The organism is Pedobacter psychrodurus (assembly GCF_004331735.1).
In the GTDB taxonomy this organism is placed as follows: domain Bacteria; phylum Bacteroidota; class Bacteroidia; order Sphingobacteriales; family Sphingobacteriaceae; genus Pedobacter; species Pedobacter psychrodurus.
This window is the reverse complement of record NZ_SJSO01000008.1, coordinates 51617-69281: the sequence shown is the minus strand read 5'-3', so window position 1 is coordinate 69281 and position 17665 is coordinate 51617. Positions and strand designations below refer to the sequence as shown.

13 protein-coding genes are annotated in these 17665 nt (G+C 37.4%); 7 read left to right on the top strand and 6 right to left on the bottom strand.

The window, feature by feature from the left end; all coding sequences use genetic code 11:
• Positions 1 to 24: 24 nt before the first annotated feature.
• From bamA to murI, 4 genes are all read left to right on the top strand, one after another.
• Entirely contained in the window at positions 25 to 2568 is a 2544-nt protein-coding gene (gene bamA / locus EZ456_RS11940; RefSeq protein WP_131530420.1) for an outer membrane protein assembly factor BamA, read from the top strand.
• 98 nt (positions 2569 to 2666) lie between these two features.
• The gene (locus EZ456_RS11935; RefSeq protein WP_086547439.1) at positions 2667 to 3197 is read left to right on the top strand and encodes an OmpH family outer membrane protein; all 531 of its coding nucleotides are present in this window, start codon (positions 2667 to 2669) and stop codon (positions 3195 to 3197) included.
• 63 nt (positions 3198 to 3260) lie between these two features.
• Positions 3261 to 3839 (top strand): OmpH family outer membrane protein, encoded by a 579-nt coding sequence (locus EZ456_RS11930; RefSeq protein ID WP_131530418.1) that lies wholly within the window; start codon positions 3261 to 3263, stop codon positions 3837 to 3839.
• A gap of 240 nt (positions 3840 to 4079) precedes the next feature.
• Entirely contained in the window at positions 4080 to 4898 is an 819-nt protein-coding gene (murI, locus tag EZ456_RS11925; protein WP_131530647.1) for a glutamate racemase, read from the top strand.
• 237 nt (positions 4899 to 5135) lie between these two features.
• Here murI and EZ456_RS11920 read toward each other — a convergent pair whose 3' ends face one another.
• The 4 genes from EZ456_RS11920 to EZ456_RS11905 form a co-directional block, all read right to left on the bottom strand.
• Positions 5136 to 6275, bottom strand: coding sequence for a cytochrome-c peroxidase (locus EZ456_RS11920; RefSeq protein WP_131530416.1), 1140 nt, complete (start codon positions 6273 to 6275; stop codon positions 5136 to 5138).
• Positions 6276 to 6279: 4 nt separating this feature from the next.
• The gene (locus EZ456_RS25120; RefSeq protein WP_205945076.1) at positions 6280 to 7824 is read right to left on the bottom strand and encodes a DUF6850 family outer membrane beta-barrel protein; all 1545 of its coding nucleotides are present in this window, start codon (positions 7822 to 7824) and stop codon (positions 6280 to 6282) included.
• A 66-nt stretch (positions 7825 to 7890) separates the two neighbouring features.
• Positions 7891 to 9213, bottom strand: a complete 1323-nt coding sequence (locus EZ456_RS11910) for a DUF4876 domain-containing protein (protein WP_131530414.1) — start codon at positions 9211 to 9213, stop codon at positions 7891 to 7893.
• Between the two features lie 5 nt (positions 9214 to 9218).
• Positions 9219 to 11942, bottom strand: a complete 2724-nt coding sequence (locus EZ456_RS11905; RefSeq protein ID WP_165501309.1) for a TonB-dependent receptor — start codon at positions 11940 to 11942, stop codon at positions 9219 to 9221.
• Between the two features lie 273 nt (positions 11943 to 12215).
• Between EZ456_RS11905 and EZ456_RS11900 the strand changes: the two genes are divergently transcribed.
• A complete protein-coding gene (locus EZ456_RS11900) occupies positions 12216 to 14117 on the top strand; it encodes an amidophosphoribosyltransferase (protein ID WP_131530409.1) in 1902 nt (633 codons plus the stop codon).
• Between the two features lie 239 nt (positions 14118 to 14356).
• On the opposite strand, the gene EZ456_RS25325 is transcribed toward EZ456_RS11900, so the two are convergent.
• Both EZ456_RS25325 and EZ456_RS11890 read right to left on the bottom strand, forming a co-directional pair.
• Positions 14357 to 14680, bottom strand: a complete 324-nt coding sequence (locus EZ456_RS25325) for a hypothetical protein (RefSeq protein ID WP_131530407.1) — start codon at positions 14678 to 14680, stop codon at positions 14357 to 14359.
• Between the two features lie 132 nt (positions 14681 to 14812).
• Complete coding sequence (locus tag EZ456_RS11890; protein ID WP_131530405.1) at positions 14813 to 15439, bottom strand: LysE family translocator; 627 nt, start codon at positions 15437 to 15439, stop codon at positions 14813 to 14815.
• Positions 15440 to 15582: 143 nt separating this feature from the next.
• Between EZ456_RS11890 and EZ456_RS11885 the strand changes: the two genes are divergently transcribed.
• Together EZ456_RS11885 and EZ456_RS11880 are read left to right on the top strand one after the other, a co-directional pair.
• Complete coding sequence (locus EZ456_RS11885; RefSeq protein WP_131530403.1) at positions 15583 to 17019, top strand: MFS transporter; 1437 nt, start codon at positions 15583 to 15585, stop codon at positions 17017 to 17019.
• A gap of 63 nt (positions 17020 to 17082) precedes the next feature.
• On the top strand, positions 17083 to 17541 hold the full coding sequence (locus EZ456_RS11880; RefSeq protein ID WP_131530401.1) for a deoxycytidylate deaminase: 459 nt from the start codon (positions 17083 to 17085) through the stop codon (positions 17539 to 17541).
• The last annotated feature ends 124 nt before the right edge of the window (positions 17542 to 17665 follow it).

Sequence of the window (17665 nt, the reverse complement as noted above, 5' to 3'; positions counted from 1 at the left end):
GCCATTACTGAACAAATAATTTTAATGAAAAGAATATTTCAAGTTTTAATCCTACTAGTTTTAGCCGCTCCGGCCTTCGCTCAAGTACGTCCACAAGGTCAGGCACCGGTAACCCCTTCTTTAAAGGTTGGTGGCTTAGATCTCGATTATTTTAGTCCAAAAGAATATATCATTGGTGGTACCACGGTAACCGGAACCCAATATTTAGATAAAGAAGTATTAATTACCTTATCTAAACTAACTAAAGGCGATAAAATCGTACTTCCTGGCGAGGCAACTTCTGATGCAATTAAAACGTTGTGGGCGCAGGGTTTGTTTGATGATGTTAAACTTAACATCGAAAAATTTGTTCAGGATTCTGTTTATTTTGAAATTGAAGTAGTTGAGCGCCCGCGTTTAAGCTCTATCGATTTAAAAGGTATCCGTAAATCTGAAAAAACTGCCATTCAAGAAAAGCTAAATGATAAAACAGGTAAAATCGTAAACGATAACCTGTACAATACCACCTCAGCTATTGTAAAAAAATACTTATTGGATAAGGGCTTTTTCTTTACCCAGATCGATTACAAAACACGTAAAGATCCGAATGCAGAAAACAGTGTGGTATTAGAAGCCAATATCAATAAAGGCAACCGTGTTAAAGTACAGCATATCGATTTCACCGGAAATAAAGATTTTAAATCAGCAAAACTTAGAAAATACCTCAAAACCCCTAAACAATTTGCCTGGTGGCGCTTTTGGGGCTCTGGAAAATTCGCAAAAGAGAAATACGAAGAGAACAAGGTAAAAATGATTGCCAAACTGCACGAGAAGGGTTATCGTGATGCGGAATTATTAAAAGATACCATTTACCAATACAACAAGAAAAAGGTTAACATCAGGATGGACCTTTATGAAGGAAAAAAATATTACTTCGGTAATATTACCTGGGCAGGTAATGCCATTTATCCGGATAGTATTTTGCAAAAAGTATTAACCATCGAAAAAGGTGATGTTTTTAGCGAAGAGAAATTAAATAAAAAATTAAACGGTGGTGGCGAAAACGGTGGCGACATTAACAGTATGTATACCGATAATGGATATTTAACTTTTAATATCGATCCGGTACAGACCAAAATTTATGGCGATACGGTTGATGTTGAATTACGCATGTACGAAGGACCACAATATACCAACAACCGCATTACTTTAAAAGGTAACACCATTACAAATGATAAGGTGGTTTTACGTGAGATCCGTACTAAACCAGGACAGAAATTTAACAAAAGTGATCTAATCCGTACCATTCGCGAAATTGGTCAATTAGGTAACTTTGACGAGTCTAAAACTGTACCTACACCTCGTCCTAACCCGGCAGATGGTACTGTAGATATTGAATATGCAGTAGAAGAGAAACCTTCAGATCAGATTGAGCTATCAGGTGGTTTTGGTGGTGGCCGTATCATTGGTACATTAGGTTTAACCTTCAACAACTTCTCACTACGTAACTTATTTAATTTAAAAGCTTACAAACCATTACCAAAAGGCGATGGACAGAAATTAAGCTTACGTGGACAAACTAATGGTAAATATTACCAATCATATAGTTTCTCATTCTCACAACCATGGTTTGGTGGAGAAAAACCTGTAAGTTTTGGTGTGAGTGCATTTACCTCATTACAATCTAATGGATTAAGTTCTGATAATGCACAGTTTCAAAAAATACGTTTAAACGGTGTAACGGTTAGCTTGGGTAGAAGATTAAACTGGCCAGATAACTATTTCCAATTAAGCCACGCCGTTAACTTGCAACAATATATCTTAAATAATTATTCAGGATATTTATTCAGCACGGGTACTTCATATAACTTAAACTTATCACAAGAGATTAGCCGCGATTCAAGAGATTCGCCAATCTTCCCTAAATCAGGGTCGTTCTTACGTTTTACTATTCAGGCAACGCCACCATATTCACTATTTAACAAGGTTAATTATGCAACAGCATCTGATAAAGAAAAATACCGTTTTACAGAATATCATAAATGGAAATTCGATTCACAATGGTATCAACGTGTTGTAGGTAACCTGGTAATTAAAGCACAAGCACAGTTTGGTTTCTTGGGTCAATACAATAAAGCCGTAGGCCAATCAGCATTCGAACGTTTCAAATTGGGTGGTGATGGTATGCAGGGATTCGATTTCTTACAGGGATCTGAGTTAATTGCAATGCGTGGTTATGCTAACAATACCGTAATTCCGGTAGGTTCTGATCCAAATGTGGCGCAACAATCTGGTAGCCCGATTTATACTAAATATGTATTAGAAGCACGTTACCCTGTTATTGCAAGCCAGCAAGCTACAGCCTTCGTTTTGGCCTTTGCTGAGGGTGGTAATACTTGGAACAGGTTTAGTGATTTTAACCCTTTCAATATTAGAAGATCAGTTGGTGTTGGTGCCAGAATATTCTTACCGATATTTGGTTTGTTAGGTATCGATTACGGATATGGATTTGATGCTATCCCTGGCTTGCCAGATGCGAACAAAGGTCAGTTCCATTTTAGTATCGCACAACAATTAGGTGGATTTTAATTGATAAAGAACAAAAATTTCACTAATTATGCAATAAATCATTGCAATAAGAGTTTAAAGAAAGCTTAGGTTATTAACTATATCATTAACACACACAGATGAAAAAATATCTTTTTATTGCATTCCTGCTTTGCACTTCTTTTGGTGCCTTCGCACAGAAGTTTGCTTATGTAGACACGGAGTATATTTTGAAGCATTTGCCAGAATATAAATCGGCATTAAGTCAGTTAGATGTCGCCTCTAAACAATGGCAGCAACAAGTGGATCAGAATTTTTCTGAAATCGACAGGATGTACAAAGCTTATCAGGCCGATCAGGTTTTGTTAACCGATGATATGCGCAAACGCCGTGAAAACGAAATTATAGAAAAGGAAAAACAGGCTAAAGAATTTCAACGTTCTAAATTTGGGCCAGACGGAGATCTTTTTCAAAGCAGGGCAAAATTAATTAAACCTATTCAGGATAAAGTAGCCGAGGCTATTAAACAGATTGCAAAATCTAAATATTTAGACTTCATTTTTGACAAGAGTAGTGAAGCAACAATGATGATTTATGCTAGTAGCAGTTACGATGTTAGTAATGATGTAATTGTAAAATTAGGTTATAAACCAGGGACTGTAAATAATTAGTATATTCGCCCCTGATTTTTGAAGAAAAACAATTAGAAAAAAATAAAAAAGTAAAATAAAACGATGAGAAAGTTAATTAACGTATTCTTTGTAGCAGCAGGGTTATTGTTTACAGCGAATATGGCAAGTGCACAACAAAAATTGGGTCACATTAATTCTGAAGAGGTATTTGCAAATTTACCAGAGGCTAAAACAGCTCAAACCACTTTAGAAACCTTAGGTAAACAAAAGCAAGCTGATATTGATGCTATGATCAAAGAATATCAAAGTAAAATGGCAGCTGCAGAAGCTAAGCAAAAATCTTTAAGTGAAGCTAACAAAGAAGTAGTGGGCAAGGAATTACAAGCGCTGGGTCAAGAATTACAGGATTTAGAAAAACGCATTACTGATGCGCGTACTAAAGCTTCACAAGATATAGGTACTAAACAAGGTGAGTTATTCCAGCCTATCCAAGCTAAAGTTGCAACTGCAATTTCTGCTGTAGCTAAAGAAAAAGGTTTAGCTTACGTTTTCGATATCGCAAACGGACAAGGTGGTAACAATTTAGTATTCTGGGATGGTGGTGATGATATCACTGCTGCAGTTAAATCTAAATTAGGAATTACAGCAACTGCTGCAAAACCAGCTGCACCTAAAAAGTAGTCTTTTATCAATCCATAGTCTTGAGTCCTAAGTCTCGAGTCAGGAAACACGATACTGCGGAATTAAGTTTAACTTAGTTCCGCTTTTTTGTTTCATTATTCATTATGCTGTCCCGAACATTCGGAATCAGCATCTTTGATGTCTGACTTTGCTCAAGTAAGATTTTGAAACAAGTTCAGGATGACTACCATTATAACATTTCAACTTTACAACAAACATTCTAACTTTCCAACAGCACAGATGCAAAACGCTTCACCAATAGGTATTTTCGATTCAGGTTATGGTGGTTTAACGGTTTTCCGTTCTATTGCCGATAAATTGCCTGATTATAATTACATCTATTTAGGCGATAATGCCCGTTCGCCTTATGGCGATCATTCTTTTGATACCATTTATAAATATACTTTAGAATGTGTAGAATGGCTTTTTGCGAAAGGATGTTATTTAGTTATTCTGGCCTGCAATACAGCATCAGCTAAAGCACTCAGAACGATCCAACAAAAGGATTTGCCAACTAAATATCCAGATAGGAGAGTGCTTGGGGTAATAAGGCCTACAGCAGAGGTAATTGATGCATATACGGATACCAAAGCGGTAGGAGTAATGGGAACGAGGGGTACTGTTAATTCTCAATCTTACCTTTTAGAGATCAATAAGTTTTTTCCTGAGATTAAGGTTTACCAGCAAAGCTGCCCAATGTGGGTTCCGCTGATCGAAAATAACGAACATTTACAATCGGGGGCAGACTTTTTTATTAACGAATATTGCGATCAATTACTTAGCCAATCGGCAGATATCGATTGTGTGTTATTGGCCTGTACGCATTACCCTTTGTTAATGCCTAAACTGAAGAAGGTATTTCCCGACCATATAAACGTTTTAACGCAAGGCGAGATTGTAGCGGGTAGTTTAGTTGATTATTTAAAGAGACACCCTGAAATGGAACAAAAATTAGGGAAACAGGGGGAGAAATCTTTTTATACCAGCGGTGACCCCATTGCTTTTGATGAACATGCTTCGATATTCTTTGGAGAAGCGTTGACGTCGAGTAAAATGTAGAGATGGTTAATCGGTTAATTGTTCAAACTGGTTAACTGTTCATAGTTCTAATTCGTCATTGCAAGGCTGGGTTGAGGGAGCCGAAGCAATCTTTTAGTCTAATCAATACAATGTAGGTTAATTGTTAACTGAAATCTACCGACTCATGATTTGTCGCCACCCATGGTGGGAAGATTTCTATGTTTATTATCCCTTTAAAGCGACTAAATCTACTCCAAACTCTCAACCCCAAACTGCTTATTGTGGCAACTGCTCTACACGTGTAAGTACAGTAGGCGAAGATAATGCTTCTAAGAAGGCAACAACTGCATCTTTTTCTGCGATACTCAATTTTAGGCCTTTCAATAACTTATCGTTTTTAGGCAGTAAAGGATCATTTAACTGTTCTGGTTTTACACGTTGTACAGGCATACCCACATTGTACATGTTCATTACGCCATCTATATCAGGAAATAATCCATTATGAAACCATGGAGCAGTTTTCATCACATTTCTTAAACCTGGAGTTTTAAATTTACCCACATCTTCTGGTTTCTTGGTTACGTTGTACAATCCCAAATCTTCATATTTACGTCCATAATAAGTTAAGCCGTCATTATGAAATTCATTATCAGTAAAGAATGGTCCGTTATGGCAATTAATACAGCGCGCTTTGGTGCGGAATAAATGGAGCCCCACTAACTGCTGATCTGTCAATGCTTTTTTGTCTTTGGCTAAGAAGCGGTCGAAAGGGGTTCTTCTGCTTACGATGCTGCGTTGAAATGTAGCCAAACTTTCGAAGATCCTTTTATTGGTAATTTCTTTTGACCCGAAGGCAGCTGCGAATAAAGGTTGATAACCTTTAATTTTACTGAGCTTCTTGGGTAAAACTTTCATATCCTGGTGCATCTCGTTATGTGCCGCCACCGGACTGCCTGCCTGTTCTTCTAAACTGGCTGCACGGCCATCCCAGAACAACCGCTTGTAAAACCAAACATTCTCTAACGAGGGCGCATTTCTGATATTGGTTAAATGATCGTGACCTACAGAAACCTGACGGCCATCTGTCCAATGTAAATCTGGTGCATGGCAACTCGAACACGAAATCTGGTTCGAACCTGATAGGCGTGGATCGAAAAATAAAATTTTACCCAGCTCTACAACTTTTTTTGTCGAATCGTTTTTTAAATCCACCGGAGAAGGGGGGATTTCGCCCAATTCCTGAAAAACGGCGTCTTTATCAACCGTTGGTTTCGGCCATTGATCAGTAGGTTTCGAATATACTTTGCGCAGGCTATCTATACTCAGTTCATCCTCATCGTTAAAATCGGCGGATTGAAAAGAAAATAGGATTAATCCGGTAAGGGCTAAAACAAGGATGGCAAAAATTTTATTCATGGGGTTAAAAATAGAGATTTAAGCTGATATTGGAAGAAAAACGGTCTTTGCCAGGGGTGTTAAATGTTGTTCTTTGAAGATCAATATAATTGCCTACCCGTTGGATATAGTTTCCTGAAACCTTGATTGAGGTTTGTATTCCTTTGTAAGTTGGGAAAAAATAATCAGCCGTTAATCCAATTCCATAATTATTTGAGGTGTTGAACTGATAATTGGGGTACATTACATAATTGTAGAATATATTTTCGGTTTCAATTGGTGCATAAAAATTTGATGAAGTTTTTAGACTATAACTTGCTGATACTGCAGCGCCAAAGCTATGTTCTTTATCCAATTGTTTATTTATTCCCCAGCCTGCATTAAAATTAATTCTGCTATAAGAAATATCAACGGCATAATTTCCATCGCGCTTAATATCTTCAGAATGTTGAACCCCAAAATTTAAATTATTGATCAATCCATTTTTGCCTTTTAGCGTGTAGAATAATTTTAGGCCATAATACTCTTGATCGTTTATGTAATTTACACCCGCAAGTCCATAATCATAGCCGGCACCCGCATCGTAGCTGTAGTTTAGCGAGAAATTAATTTCATTTTTGTCCGTATTTTTATGCCAGATCAAATCTGCAGACGAATGTTTGATTTCATAATTCAAAAACTCGTCAAAGCCAACATTATCAGTTAAATTACGTTTAAAAAGCTGGGTTTCCTTTCCTTTCTTTAATGCCAAGATTAAATTATCATTTTGTGTGGCAGCGTAATTAACAAATACTTTCGCATATTGACGATCTTGATCGTTATCGTATCTTAATAAATTTTTAACCTGAACTATTTGTGCCCCACCATACCCGCTCATTAAATAATTGGTGAAGATTTCGCCCACTGTATTTTCGATGTAGGAACTGTTTTTATATCCAACCCCAATTTGTTCACGTCCGTATCCGTATTGATAGCCAACTCCAATTAAAAGGGGCTTCGAAATATGATATCCAATAGCAGGGTTAATATTAAATTGAAAGTCTTTTACATCACCACGGGGATCGTTATTGCTAAAATGATTTCCAATTCTATAATCTAATCCTAAAGAAAGTGGTAAGTTATTGCCGATCATTGTTCTGCTTACCGCAGCATTAATTTTATAAACCGAACGTTCGTAGTGATTATTCTTTATTGAGCCAAAATAATATGGAGAACTATTGCTAAATCTTGATTGGTGCGCCCATCGTGTACTGTCTTCAGTACTTCTTTGGTAATTAAATGCCCCATAAAGATGAAACTTTTCTAAGGTTGTTTTACCCTCGCTGAACAACGTTAGTGCTCGTAGTTTAGAAGCACCCTGAACCGGTATATAATGCCCCTTGTTTAAATCATATTTAATGGTAAGGTTATTGAATTTATTTTGCATCATCTTTTCCATAAACAATGGATTTTCCTTCGAAAATTGATACAGTTGTGTTAATGCTGAATCTATTGAATAGCTTTTGCTTACTAATGATTGGGCTTTTGAAGTCTCGTCGTTAGTTTGTGCAAAAAGCAGAGAAGTAGGCATTAATGTAATTATTGATATGATGATGAGTTTTCTCATGTAAATCGAAATGATGCGTGTTTGTGTATTTTATTTAAAAGCCCTAGGTAGAGCGACATCTAAAAAGTCGAAATCTTCTGTGGAGTTATTGGTATCTTTTAGTATTACCCTTCCATTTTCTATCTTTTCCGTTTTACGGATAACAGATTGAGATGTATAGGCACCTTTGGGAACAAACGCAAACCCGGCATCAAGGTCGGCTCCTAATTTCTTGGGCAATCTGGATGAAGCTACATTTGGCTGGATTTCCATCGCATCAATGATGTATCTTGAAGGTATCTGATAATACTTACGTGCTGTTGATGACGGCATAGTTTTACTCGGTTCATTGTACATTGGCCAGTTTTTAACATCCTGTGTTTTATCTACTTTAAAAATGGCAATGCCAGTTCTACCGGTATTGTCCAAAATCATATCTGTGCCTGTATAAGAGAGCACATCAACGTTAGGAACAAGTGGGTTATCGATATCCGAATCTAACGGCCTTGGAACAAAAGAACCATAGTAAGCTTCAAAATCTGCCTTGCTCAGATCGACAGTTAACTCAGGGTTGCGGACAGAAATGGTTACGCCATCAGTTCCGGTAAAAGGCGATTTATGATTTAATGCAGTTTGGGCCACCACAATGCTTTGCCCTGGTTTTACAGGATATGTTGTGCCATTTCCAGGGATCATACAAAGCGTTTTTGCGTATATGAAGTCTGTATTGGGATCCCCGTTGGCAGTTGTCATGTTTAGTGATTTAGTCCAGTCATATTGCCCATTGGCTTGTAAATTGAAAGTTGTATTAGTTGTACTTTGCCTGCCCCAGATTTCAGAAATATATAAGCTATCAGCATACATTGTCTCATCTGTATTGTTATAGATTTCAATAAACTGATCTCTGTAAAGCGCTCCTAAAGTTCTGTCAGAGCCTGCATAATATACCTGTTTCACTAACCAGTTACCAATAGCTCCGGTTTTAAGATTAAGTGTTAGTAGTGCATTATTATCTTTATTAACCAGCTTGTTTTTTTCTGTTGCATTAAATACCACTGGTTTTGTTGTAATGATTCCGGTTATGGATGTATAATCTGCAGCTGATATTGTATAGCTTACATCTACATCATACCTTCCTGCGGGCAGATCATTAAAAGTCCCCAAACCCTTATCGTTTGTTGTAAGCGAGAGGTATCTTCCGGAAGTTAAGCTTTTAATTCTAACGGTAATATTTAGAACAGAGAATGTATAACCGCTATTTGCAAGATCAAAAGCAACCTTTACATTAAGGTCAGTTGGAAGAACATCAGGCTGATGTGTTTTTTTGCAGGAAAATAATAACCCGATAACTATTATTAATAAAATCTTTTTCATGCTGATTAAAGTTTCAGGGATAATTCTATACCAAATGTTGGTGCCCCGTTGGGTGATGTGACTGTGTTGCTGCCTGGTTTTTGGTACCTGGGTTGGTAGTTCAAGAAATTATAGGCATTAAAAGCAAACCTAAACCTCTTCTTAATCTCTTTAGCGAGACTTAAGTGGTAATTTGAATAAATTCGGTATTGATTATCTGATACAAGTTCATTTTCAGGTATAAATAAGTGCCCATAAACTGTGCTACTTGGATCAGGATTTGTGATTTCAATGTATCTTACATCACGTGTAAAATATCCTTTTGGTACACCATCGTTTGCATTAACAAGTGTTTTGTTTAAGAAACTAAATTCTGCTGTCAACTGCACAATTAGGCTAATTGCAGGAATGTGTGTTGACGAAGTTACCCTGCCAGAGCTAAAGTATGTGGTTTGTTTTCTTGGAGCATAAACACCTGTAACCGGATAATCAGGTATAGTGTTGTTATCAGAAATCGTACTGCCAAATCGATCTGAAGTTTCTTGATAATTCGAGCGGTATATTCCCCCGCTTATGTTAAACGAAGTAGATATTGCCTCATACTTTGGGGTGCTCAGTATTAAATCGAAACCCTGGTTATCTGTTTTAAGGTCATTATTAAATTCATTATGGTTAATCAGAAACCTCTTTACCCCATTTTGGGTGAGGATAGGTTTTGAGCCTGGTACAAAAACGGCAGTATATTGAGGGAGAGATAAAATATCATATTGGGTAACTGTATTGTATCCCTGTGTATTTAATTTATTGAATAATGAAAAAGATAACTGGTAATCTTTTATTTTATATAATCCGGTAAGTTCGAAAGTCTGTCCTTTTGATGATTTTAATTTGCTGCCATCAGGATCAAAACGCTGGACATAAAAAATACTTGCACTTTCGTTGGCATTTCCATTATACGCATTAATCAGTGGAACATCAACAAAGGTCGGTCCAGGATATCTTTGCGCTAAACCAGGCGATTTTACCGAAAGACCATAGGCAAAGCCTAGTCTAAAATCATCGCTTATCTGATAGTTTATGTTTGTTCGTGGAGAAAGAGTTATAAAACCATTTTGACCATCTAAACGCAACCCGCCTCTAAAATTTAAATCGCGGTTGTTGATTTTTAAAGTAAATACATCTTCAGTGTATAAGCCAAAATCTTTTTGTGCATAAGCAAGAGAAAAGTCGTAATATCGCTCGCTCGGACCGCTTGATAAGCTGTTTCCGGTAGTATTGTAACCAGGCCTTGCCCGACTTGGGTCTGAAAGCCTTCCGAGCCCATTATTGGCTGCATAAGAAAAATTACCGCCAAAGTTTAAGTTATGTCTTATTTCTCCAGTTCTAAATTCTCCATTTAAGTCTAATTGTGCGGAGGCAGTTACCGGCCTTCCATCTACATCACTTACTGCAGTATAAACACCTTTATCATAAATACCGTTGGTAAGGCCCGTTTCGGTTGCATTATTATATAATATATAAGGGTTGTTTACAAGTTGTTCGGTATAAGTGCGTTGGTGTGAATTACTATAACGAAGGTTTAAACTTATATTTTTGATAAAATCACCTCCAATACTATAACTTGTACGGTTGCTTAAGCTCAAATTCCAACTATTGAAATTTAATATTTTGCTTGTGGGATCGTCGTCATCTTTTTTAATGCCATCCAGATTTCTGCCATAATCAAAACTCAAAGTATTCTTTAGCCTTTTTTCTTTTCCAAAGCTATTAGTCCACATCGCATTGGTATTGATACGCTTATAAGCTTTAATCTTGTCTCTGTTATCTGCGTAAGAATTAACATAGTTTACGCCTACATTAAAACTTCCCAATTTGGGACTGAGTACAAATCCTTTAGAAAAATTATAAGATGTTGCATTATCCCGAACCTGCATACGTACATATGCCGGCGATTTACCTGCCTGCCTTTCAATTATAACGGCTCCATCAGATAGATCGCCATACTTTACGGAAGGTACTCCTGCAATAACTTCGATACTCTCAATATTATCTGCTGGAATTTGCCTTAAATCAGTACCACCATAAGCAAAATCCCCACTGTAAGAACTTGTAGATGTTGTACCTGTTAATCCAAATGAGTTGCTACTAACGCTTGTACTACCAAGGCCTCTTAAGCCTGGATTATAGCCCTGCATATTGGCATTATTAGAGATATTATTTCCATCTATTATTATTGCAACGCCAAATGAGTTATTCAGCGTAAAGGGATCTCTGCCTGTTGTAGTAGGCTCAAAAACAGAGCGAAGGGTTAAATTCTGGATATTCTGTAACGATGGTGGTTGAATTTTTCTATTCGGAATTTGATTCAGCAAATCGTTAACACTTAGTGCAGGAATTTGCTCAATCATATCCCTGTTGATAATCAGCGATGAGTTGGTTGAACCCGAATAATTCCTTTTTGCATTAATCTCAATATTCTCCAAACTTAAATCCAAAACCTTTAAGGTAATGTTGCCCAGATTGGTTTCTCCGGCTTTAATGGCTATGGGTAATCTTAACTTTTGAAAACCGATGTACGAAAATTCCAGAGTTAGGATATTGTTCGTTTCCGATCCATTGATCCTGAACAATCCATTTTTATCTGTAACAGCGTATTGGTTGGTTTCTACAACTTTAAGGTTAACAAGTTCTAATGGCTTGTTTTGAGGGTCGACCACTTTTCCAGTAACCACGTTTTTGATTTGCGCCAAGGCAGTGAGGCAAATCAAAAAGAAAAATAGGGATGTGTATAGTTTCTTCAATTTAGACTAAATCTTAATAATAGCGCAAAAGTGTTAATTTTACACTAACTATGCAAATTATTTAGAAAGATTCTAATTAATAATACATAATTTTAAGTAGCAAAGGCAGATTCGTGGACATTTGGAACATCTGTCAGCTTAAACTCATCATAATAAAAGAAAACACTTTTGTTTAGGTTGTAATGTTTTAAAAGGATAACTTTGCGGCTTCAAACCCACACAATGAGTGATCAGATAAAACACGAATGCGGAATCGCTTTTATTCGCCTGTTAAAACCACTTTCTTACTACCAGCAAAAGTACGGTACAGCACTTTACGGCCTTAACAAATTATACCTTTTAATGGAAAAACAGCATAACCGGGGCCAGGATGGCGCGGGTATTGCCACCATTAAACTGGATATGAAACCAGGCAGTAGGTACATTAGCCGATACCGGAGCATGGCATCTAATGCGGTAGCAGATATCTTCGAATATGTACAGAACAAATTTGTTGATATCCAAGAAAACACTCCTGAATTAATGCAGGATACAGAATGGCTCAAAAACAACGTAAGCTTTATCGGCGAGGTGTTAATGGGCCATTTGCGTTATGGTACGCATGGTAAAAACAGTATCGAAAATTGCCACCCTTTTTTAAGGCAAAACAACTGGATGACACGTAATCTGGTTATTGCAGGTAACTTTAACATGACGAATGTTGATGAGTTATTGGAGCAATTGTACGAGTTAGGTCAGCATCCAAAAGAAAAAGCAGATACTGTTACGGTATTGGAAAAGATCGGTCACTTTTTAGATGATGAAAACCAAGAGCTTTTCGATCAGTACAAAAAAGACGGGCACGACAATATTGCGATTACGCACAAAATATCTGATAACTTAGATATTGCCAATATCCTTCGCCGCTCTGCCAAAACCTGGGATGGAGGGTATTCGATCTGTGGTATGGTGGGTAATGGCGATTCGTTCATTATGCGCGATCCGGCAGGTATCCGTCCGGCGTATTATTATTATGATGATGAGATTGTTGTAGCGGCTTCTGAAAGACCAGCTTTACAAACTGCATTTAATATTCAGTTTAAAGATGTTAAAGAGATCGATCCTGGTCATGCTTTAATTATCAAGAAAAACGGAGAGGTAAGCATGGAGCAATTTCGCGAGCCTACCGAAAGATTATCTTGTTCCTTCGAGCGCATCTATTTCTCAAAAGGAAGTGATGTAGAAATTTACCGCGAGCGTAAACAGTTAGGCCGTTTATTAAGCGAAAAAATTCTTCAGTCCGTTAATTACGATTTAAAAAATACCGTATTCTCATTTATTCCGAATACGGCAGAAGTGGCCTTTTTCGGAATGGTTGATGGTGTACAGCAATATGTTCGCAGACACCAGAAAGATATACTTTTACATAAAAAAGAAACATTAACCGATCAGCAATTAGATGATTTGTTATCGCTGGCACCAAGAGTTGAAAAACTTGCAGTTAAGGATGTAAAACTGAGAACTTTTATTACTCAGGATGCAGACCGTAGCGAAATGGTAGCACACGTTTACGATACTACTTATGGTATTATCAATAACCATCAGGATACTTTAGTTGCGCTTGATGATTCTATTGTACGTGGTACTACATTAAAGCAGAGTATCATTAAAATTGTTGACCGTTTACACCCTAAGAAAATTATTATTGTTTCTTCTGCACCTCAGATCCGTTACCCTGATTGTTATGGTATCGATATGAGTAGGATGGGACAATTCGTTGCTTTCGATGCGGCTATTCAGTTGTTAACTGAACGTGGCATGTGGCAGGTGATTGAAGATGTTTATACTAAGTGTAAGGCTTCGTTACTTTTACCTAAAGAGGAAATTGTAAACCACGTTAAAGAAATTTATAAACCATTTACTCCTGAAGAAATTTCGGCTAAAATTGCACAGATTATTACCCCAAAAGGTACTGTTGCGGAGGTTGAAGTAATTTATCAAAGTTTAGAGAACTTGCACGAAGCTTGTCCGAAAAACAAAGGAGATTGGTATTTCTCAGGAAATTATCCAACCCCAGGTGGAAACAAAGTGGTAAATAAAGCTTTTGTTAACTGGAAAGAAGGAAATAACCAAAGGGCTTATTAATCCCTAAATCCCCTAAAGGGGACTTTAAATCACAAATAGCTCATATTTTATGGGCTATTTTTTTGCTTTTTTACAACTGAGGACATTGGGTTTCCACAGGGAAAGGAGAGCCTTTGAGCTAAATTCGAGGTGACCAATGCACATTATTTTTTACCACCAAGGCACGAAGACACAAATAATGTAGCGTAGTTGGATTGAATATTTATGTGAGGATCTTTAATTAATGCTACTGCATTTTCCTACATAAACCTGACATTCGCGGAAAGCCCGCAAGCCCGATCCTTTATCGGGTGAGGACTTGCAGCATTGGCAGGACTAACGATAATAATAACACTGTACCTGGTTTTCAAAAAATAAAAATTGGTGTTTAATAAATCTTTGGTCTGCCCTTCGACTCCGCTACCATTGACAGACTCCAAAAAAAGGTCGTCCTTGCGAGGAGGAACGACGAAGCAATCTATCATGCTAGTGATCCTGCCATAAAGATTGCTTCGTCGGCTGAAAAAGCCTTCTCGCAATGACGATCCCTCGGGAGATTTATTTCCATTAAATTCTACTGTCATTTATTTTGATTTTTATGCAATAAATTATTCTCAGGGTGACAAAGCGTGAGGAGATTCCATGTGTGCCAGGCCTTAGCTACTTACAATACTCTATGTCCTCTGTGATTTTCTTTGTGATCTCTGTGTTAAAACCTATGCGTAGAACTTCAGGTAAGTTTTAACGATGAGCCAAATGGCAAAGAAGATGATAACGACACCCGCGATTTTATTTAGTTTTTTAAGCGCATCTTCCTTTATTTTATAACGGAGTTTACTCGAATAAAAACTCTTTGCTCCATCTATACTCAATTGGGTGGCCATGGCGATAAAAAAGCAGACTAATTTTTCATTCAGCATGTTATTCAATTTAACCGAGATGATTCCGCTTACAATAATCCAGAACATTAGTGTGGATGGGGTAAGGATACACATTAAAAATCCTTTTATCACGTAGCCTCTCTTGCTTACTTTTTGTAAAGTTGAACTATCGTAATTTACCGTTATTTTAGAAACCAGGTAATATATACCTACGGCTAACAAAAATAGGCCCCCAATAGTGCCTACATATTTATCAAATTCTGCTTTGTAATCGAAAAACTGGCTTCCAAAAAGAACCAGGCCTATTAAGACCACATCACTAATAATTACGCCAACTGCTAAAGAAAATCCAGCTTTGAAACCTCTCTCTATGCTGGTTTTGATCATTGCAAAAAATACCGGCCCTGTTAAAAACGACGAAATAATCCCTGCTCCTATACCTAGTAATATGGCTTCAAACATGCATTGTATTGTTTATAATATGCGAATATGCAATTTTATACCTAAACAAATAACATTTATTTTTGTTGCATAGGTTGCATAAAATTTACTGGTTTTCATTTTTTTTTATTTATGTTTAGAGCCACTAAAACTAAATTTAAAAAATGAGTTCAGAACAGACAAAAACCAAATGGGGGCAATTTATTCCTTTGGTCACGGTATTCTTTTTCTGGGGCTTTGTAGCCGCCAGTAACGACATTTTAATACCGGTATTTAAAAAAGCTTTTGATTTATCGCAAGCCGAAAGTCAATTGGTTTCATTGGCATTTTATATAGCTTATACAGTGGGCGCTTTAATTTATAATGGTATTTCAGTTATCATTGGACAGGATATTGTAAACAAACTAGGTTATAAAAATTCGCTTGCACTTGGCTTGGTTATTTCTGCACTTGGAACATTATTATTTTATCCAGCGGCAAACCTGCACTCGTTCCCTTTAATGCTTTCGGGTTTATTTATCGTTGCATTGGGTTTTTCTTTACAACAAACAGTGGCCAATCCTTTGGCAATTGCATTAGGTCCGATTACAACCGGCTCGCAACGTTTAACTTTAGCTGGCGGTATCAATAACTTCGGTACAACTATCGGCCCCCTAATTGTGAGTTTTGCTATTTTCGGTTCTGCAGCAAACGCATCTACCGATATCAGTGTAGAAAGTGTTAAAATTCCTTACCTAATTTTGGGTGTTGCCTTTATCGCTGTTGCTATTTTCTTAAAAATGTCGTCTTTGCCTGATAGACCTGCTTTGGTAGAAGCGTCGGTTGATGATACTAAATCGATTAAGGGCTCTGCTTTACAATATCCTCAGTTGGTTTTAGGTATGATTGCCATTTTTGTTTACGTAGGCGTAGAAGTTTCTACCGCAAGTAACCTGCCTGCTTACATGGAGAAAGATTTAGGATTTGCCATTAAAGATATTGCTCCTTACATCTCACTATACTGGGCAAGCATGATGATTGGACGTTGGACGGGTGCTGTTGAAGCATTTACGGATAATGTGAGTACGCAAAAAGTATTACGTTTTATTGCACCATATTTAGCTTTTGGTATTTTCTTAGCCGTAAATGCAATTGCAAAACATGACCTTGCTCCATTTTATGTATATGGTTTAATTATCTTGGTATTAATTGCTGCCGATATGGCGAGTAAAGGTAATCCCGCCAGGATGTTATTGATTTTTTCGGCAATTGGTATTGCTGCGCTATTAATCGGCATGCTTACAAAAGGCATGATAAGTGTTTACGCCTTTACAAGCGTTGGTTTGTTCTGTAGCACACTATGGCCTTGTATTTTTACTTTAGCTGTAAGTGGTTTAGGTAAGCACACCAGTCAGGGAAGTAGTTTTCTCATCATGATGATTATGGGTGGTGGTATCATCAGCTGGCTTCAGGGTGTTGTATCTGAAGCTACAGGTATCCAATACAGTTACGTAGTTGGTATTATCTGTTTTGCTTATCTGGCATTTTATGCGTGGAGAGTAAGTGGGATTTTAAGATCGCAGGGAATTTCTTTCGATAAGAAACTTTCTGGCGGACATTAATTTTTAATAAAGTAATTTTGCAGCCACAGAGATTATTTCTCTGTGGCTTTTTTGATTTTTATAATGACAGATAAACCAAGTTTCGATTCGATATTCATGAACCTTGCCACCGATTTGGCAGCCCGCTCGCATTGCGTGCGTGCCCATGTAGGTGCAGTGTTAACAAAAGATACCCGCATTATTTCTATTGGCTACAATGGCCCACCGGCCGGTACGCACAATTGCGACGAGGAATGGCCAGAGCATGGATGCGCACGTGATAGTAAGGGAAGTTGCTCTTTAGCCCTACATGCTGAAGAAAATGCTATCCTGTATGCCTCTAAAAATGGGTCGAAGATAGAAGGTTGTACTTTATATACCACCTTATCGCCTTGTATTGCATGCGCCAGGTTAATCTTATCTTCAGGAATTAAATTGGTTTATTATTCTAAATCGTATGCGGCTTACAAAGGTTTGCCTAGCGACGAAGGGGTAGATTTTTTAAGGAAATTTGGGGTAGAGGTGGTTTTGATGGAATCTTAAAGGTTCACTGGTTCATTTGTCGTTAGTTCATTAGTGATTGCAAGTTGTATACTGGTTAATTCAATCGATTAATCGACTTCGGACTTCTGACTGCCGACTTCGGACTTTTTCCTTCTAAAAATCT

Bases quoted from the DNA above. Each gene is read 5' to 3' on its own strand.
- EZ456_RS25120 (WP_205945076.1), bottom strand. From the start codon at position 7,824: ATGCCTACTTCTCTGCTTTTTGCACAAACTAACGACGAGACTTCAAAA.
- EZ456_RS11880 (WP_131530401.1), top strand. From the start codon at position 17,083: ATGACAGATAAACCAAGTTTCGATTCGATATTCATGAACCTTGCCACC.
- EZ456_RS11920 (WP_131530416.1), bottom strand. From the start codon at position 6,275: ATGAATAAAATTTTTGCCATCCTTGTTTTAGCCCTTACCGGATTAATC.
- murI (WP_131530647.1), top strand. From the start codon at position 4,080: ATGCAAAACGCTTCACCAATAGGTATTTTCGATTCAGGTTATGGTGGT.
- bamA (WP_131530420.1), top strand. From the start codon at position 25: ATGAAAAGAATATTTCAAGTTTTAATCCTACTAGTTTTAGCCGCTCCG.
- EZ456_RS11885 (WP_131530403.1), top strand. From the start codon at position 15,583: ATGAGTTCAGAACAGACAAAAACCAAATGGGGGCAATTTATTCCTTTG.
- EZ456_RS11910 (WP_131530414.1), bottom strand. From the start codon at position 9,213: ATGAAAAAGATTTTATTAATAATAGTTATCGGGTTATTATTTTCCTGC.
- EZ456_RS11930 (WP_131530418.1), top strand. From the start codon at position 3,261: ATGAGAAAGTTAATTAACGTATTCTTTGTAGCAGCAGGGTTATTGTTT.
- EZ456_RS11935 (WP_086547439.1), top strand. From the start codon at position 2,667: ATGAAAAAATATCTTTTTATTGCATTCCTGCTTTGCACTTCTTTTGGT.
- EZ456_RS11900 (WP_131530409.1), top strand. From the start codon at position 12,216: ATGAGTGATCAGATAAAACACGAATGCGGAATCGCTTTTATTCGCCTG.
- EZ456_RS11890 (WP_131530405.1), bottom strand. From the start codon at position 15,439: ATGTTTGAAGCCATATTACTAGGTATAGGAGCAGGGATTATTTCGTCG.
- EZ456_RS25325 (WP_131530407.1), bottom strand. From the start codon at position 14,680: ATGACAGTAGAATTTAATGGAAATAAATCTCCCGAGGGATCGTCATTG.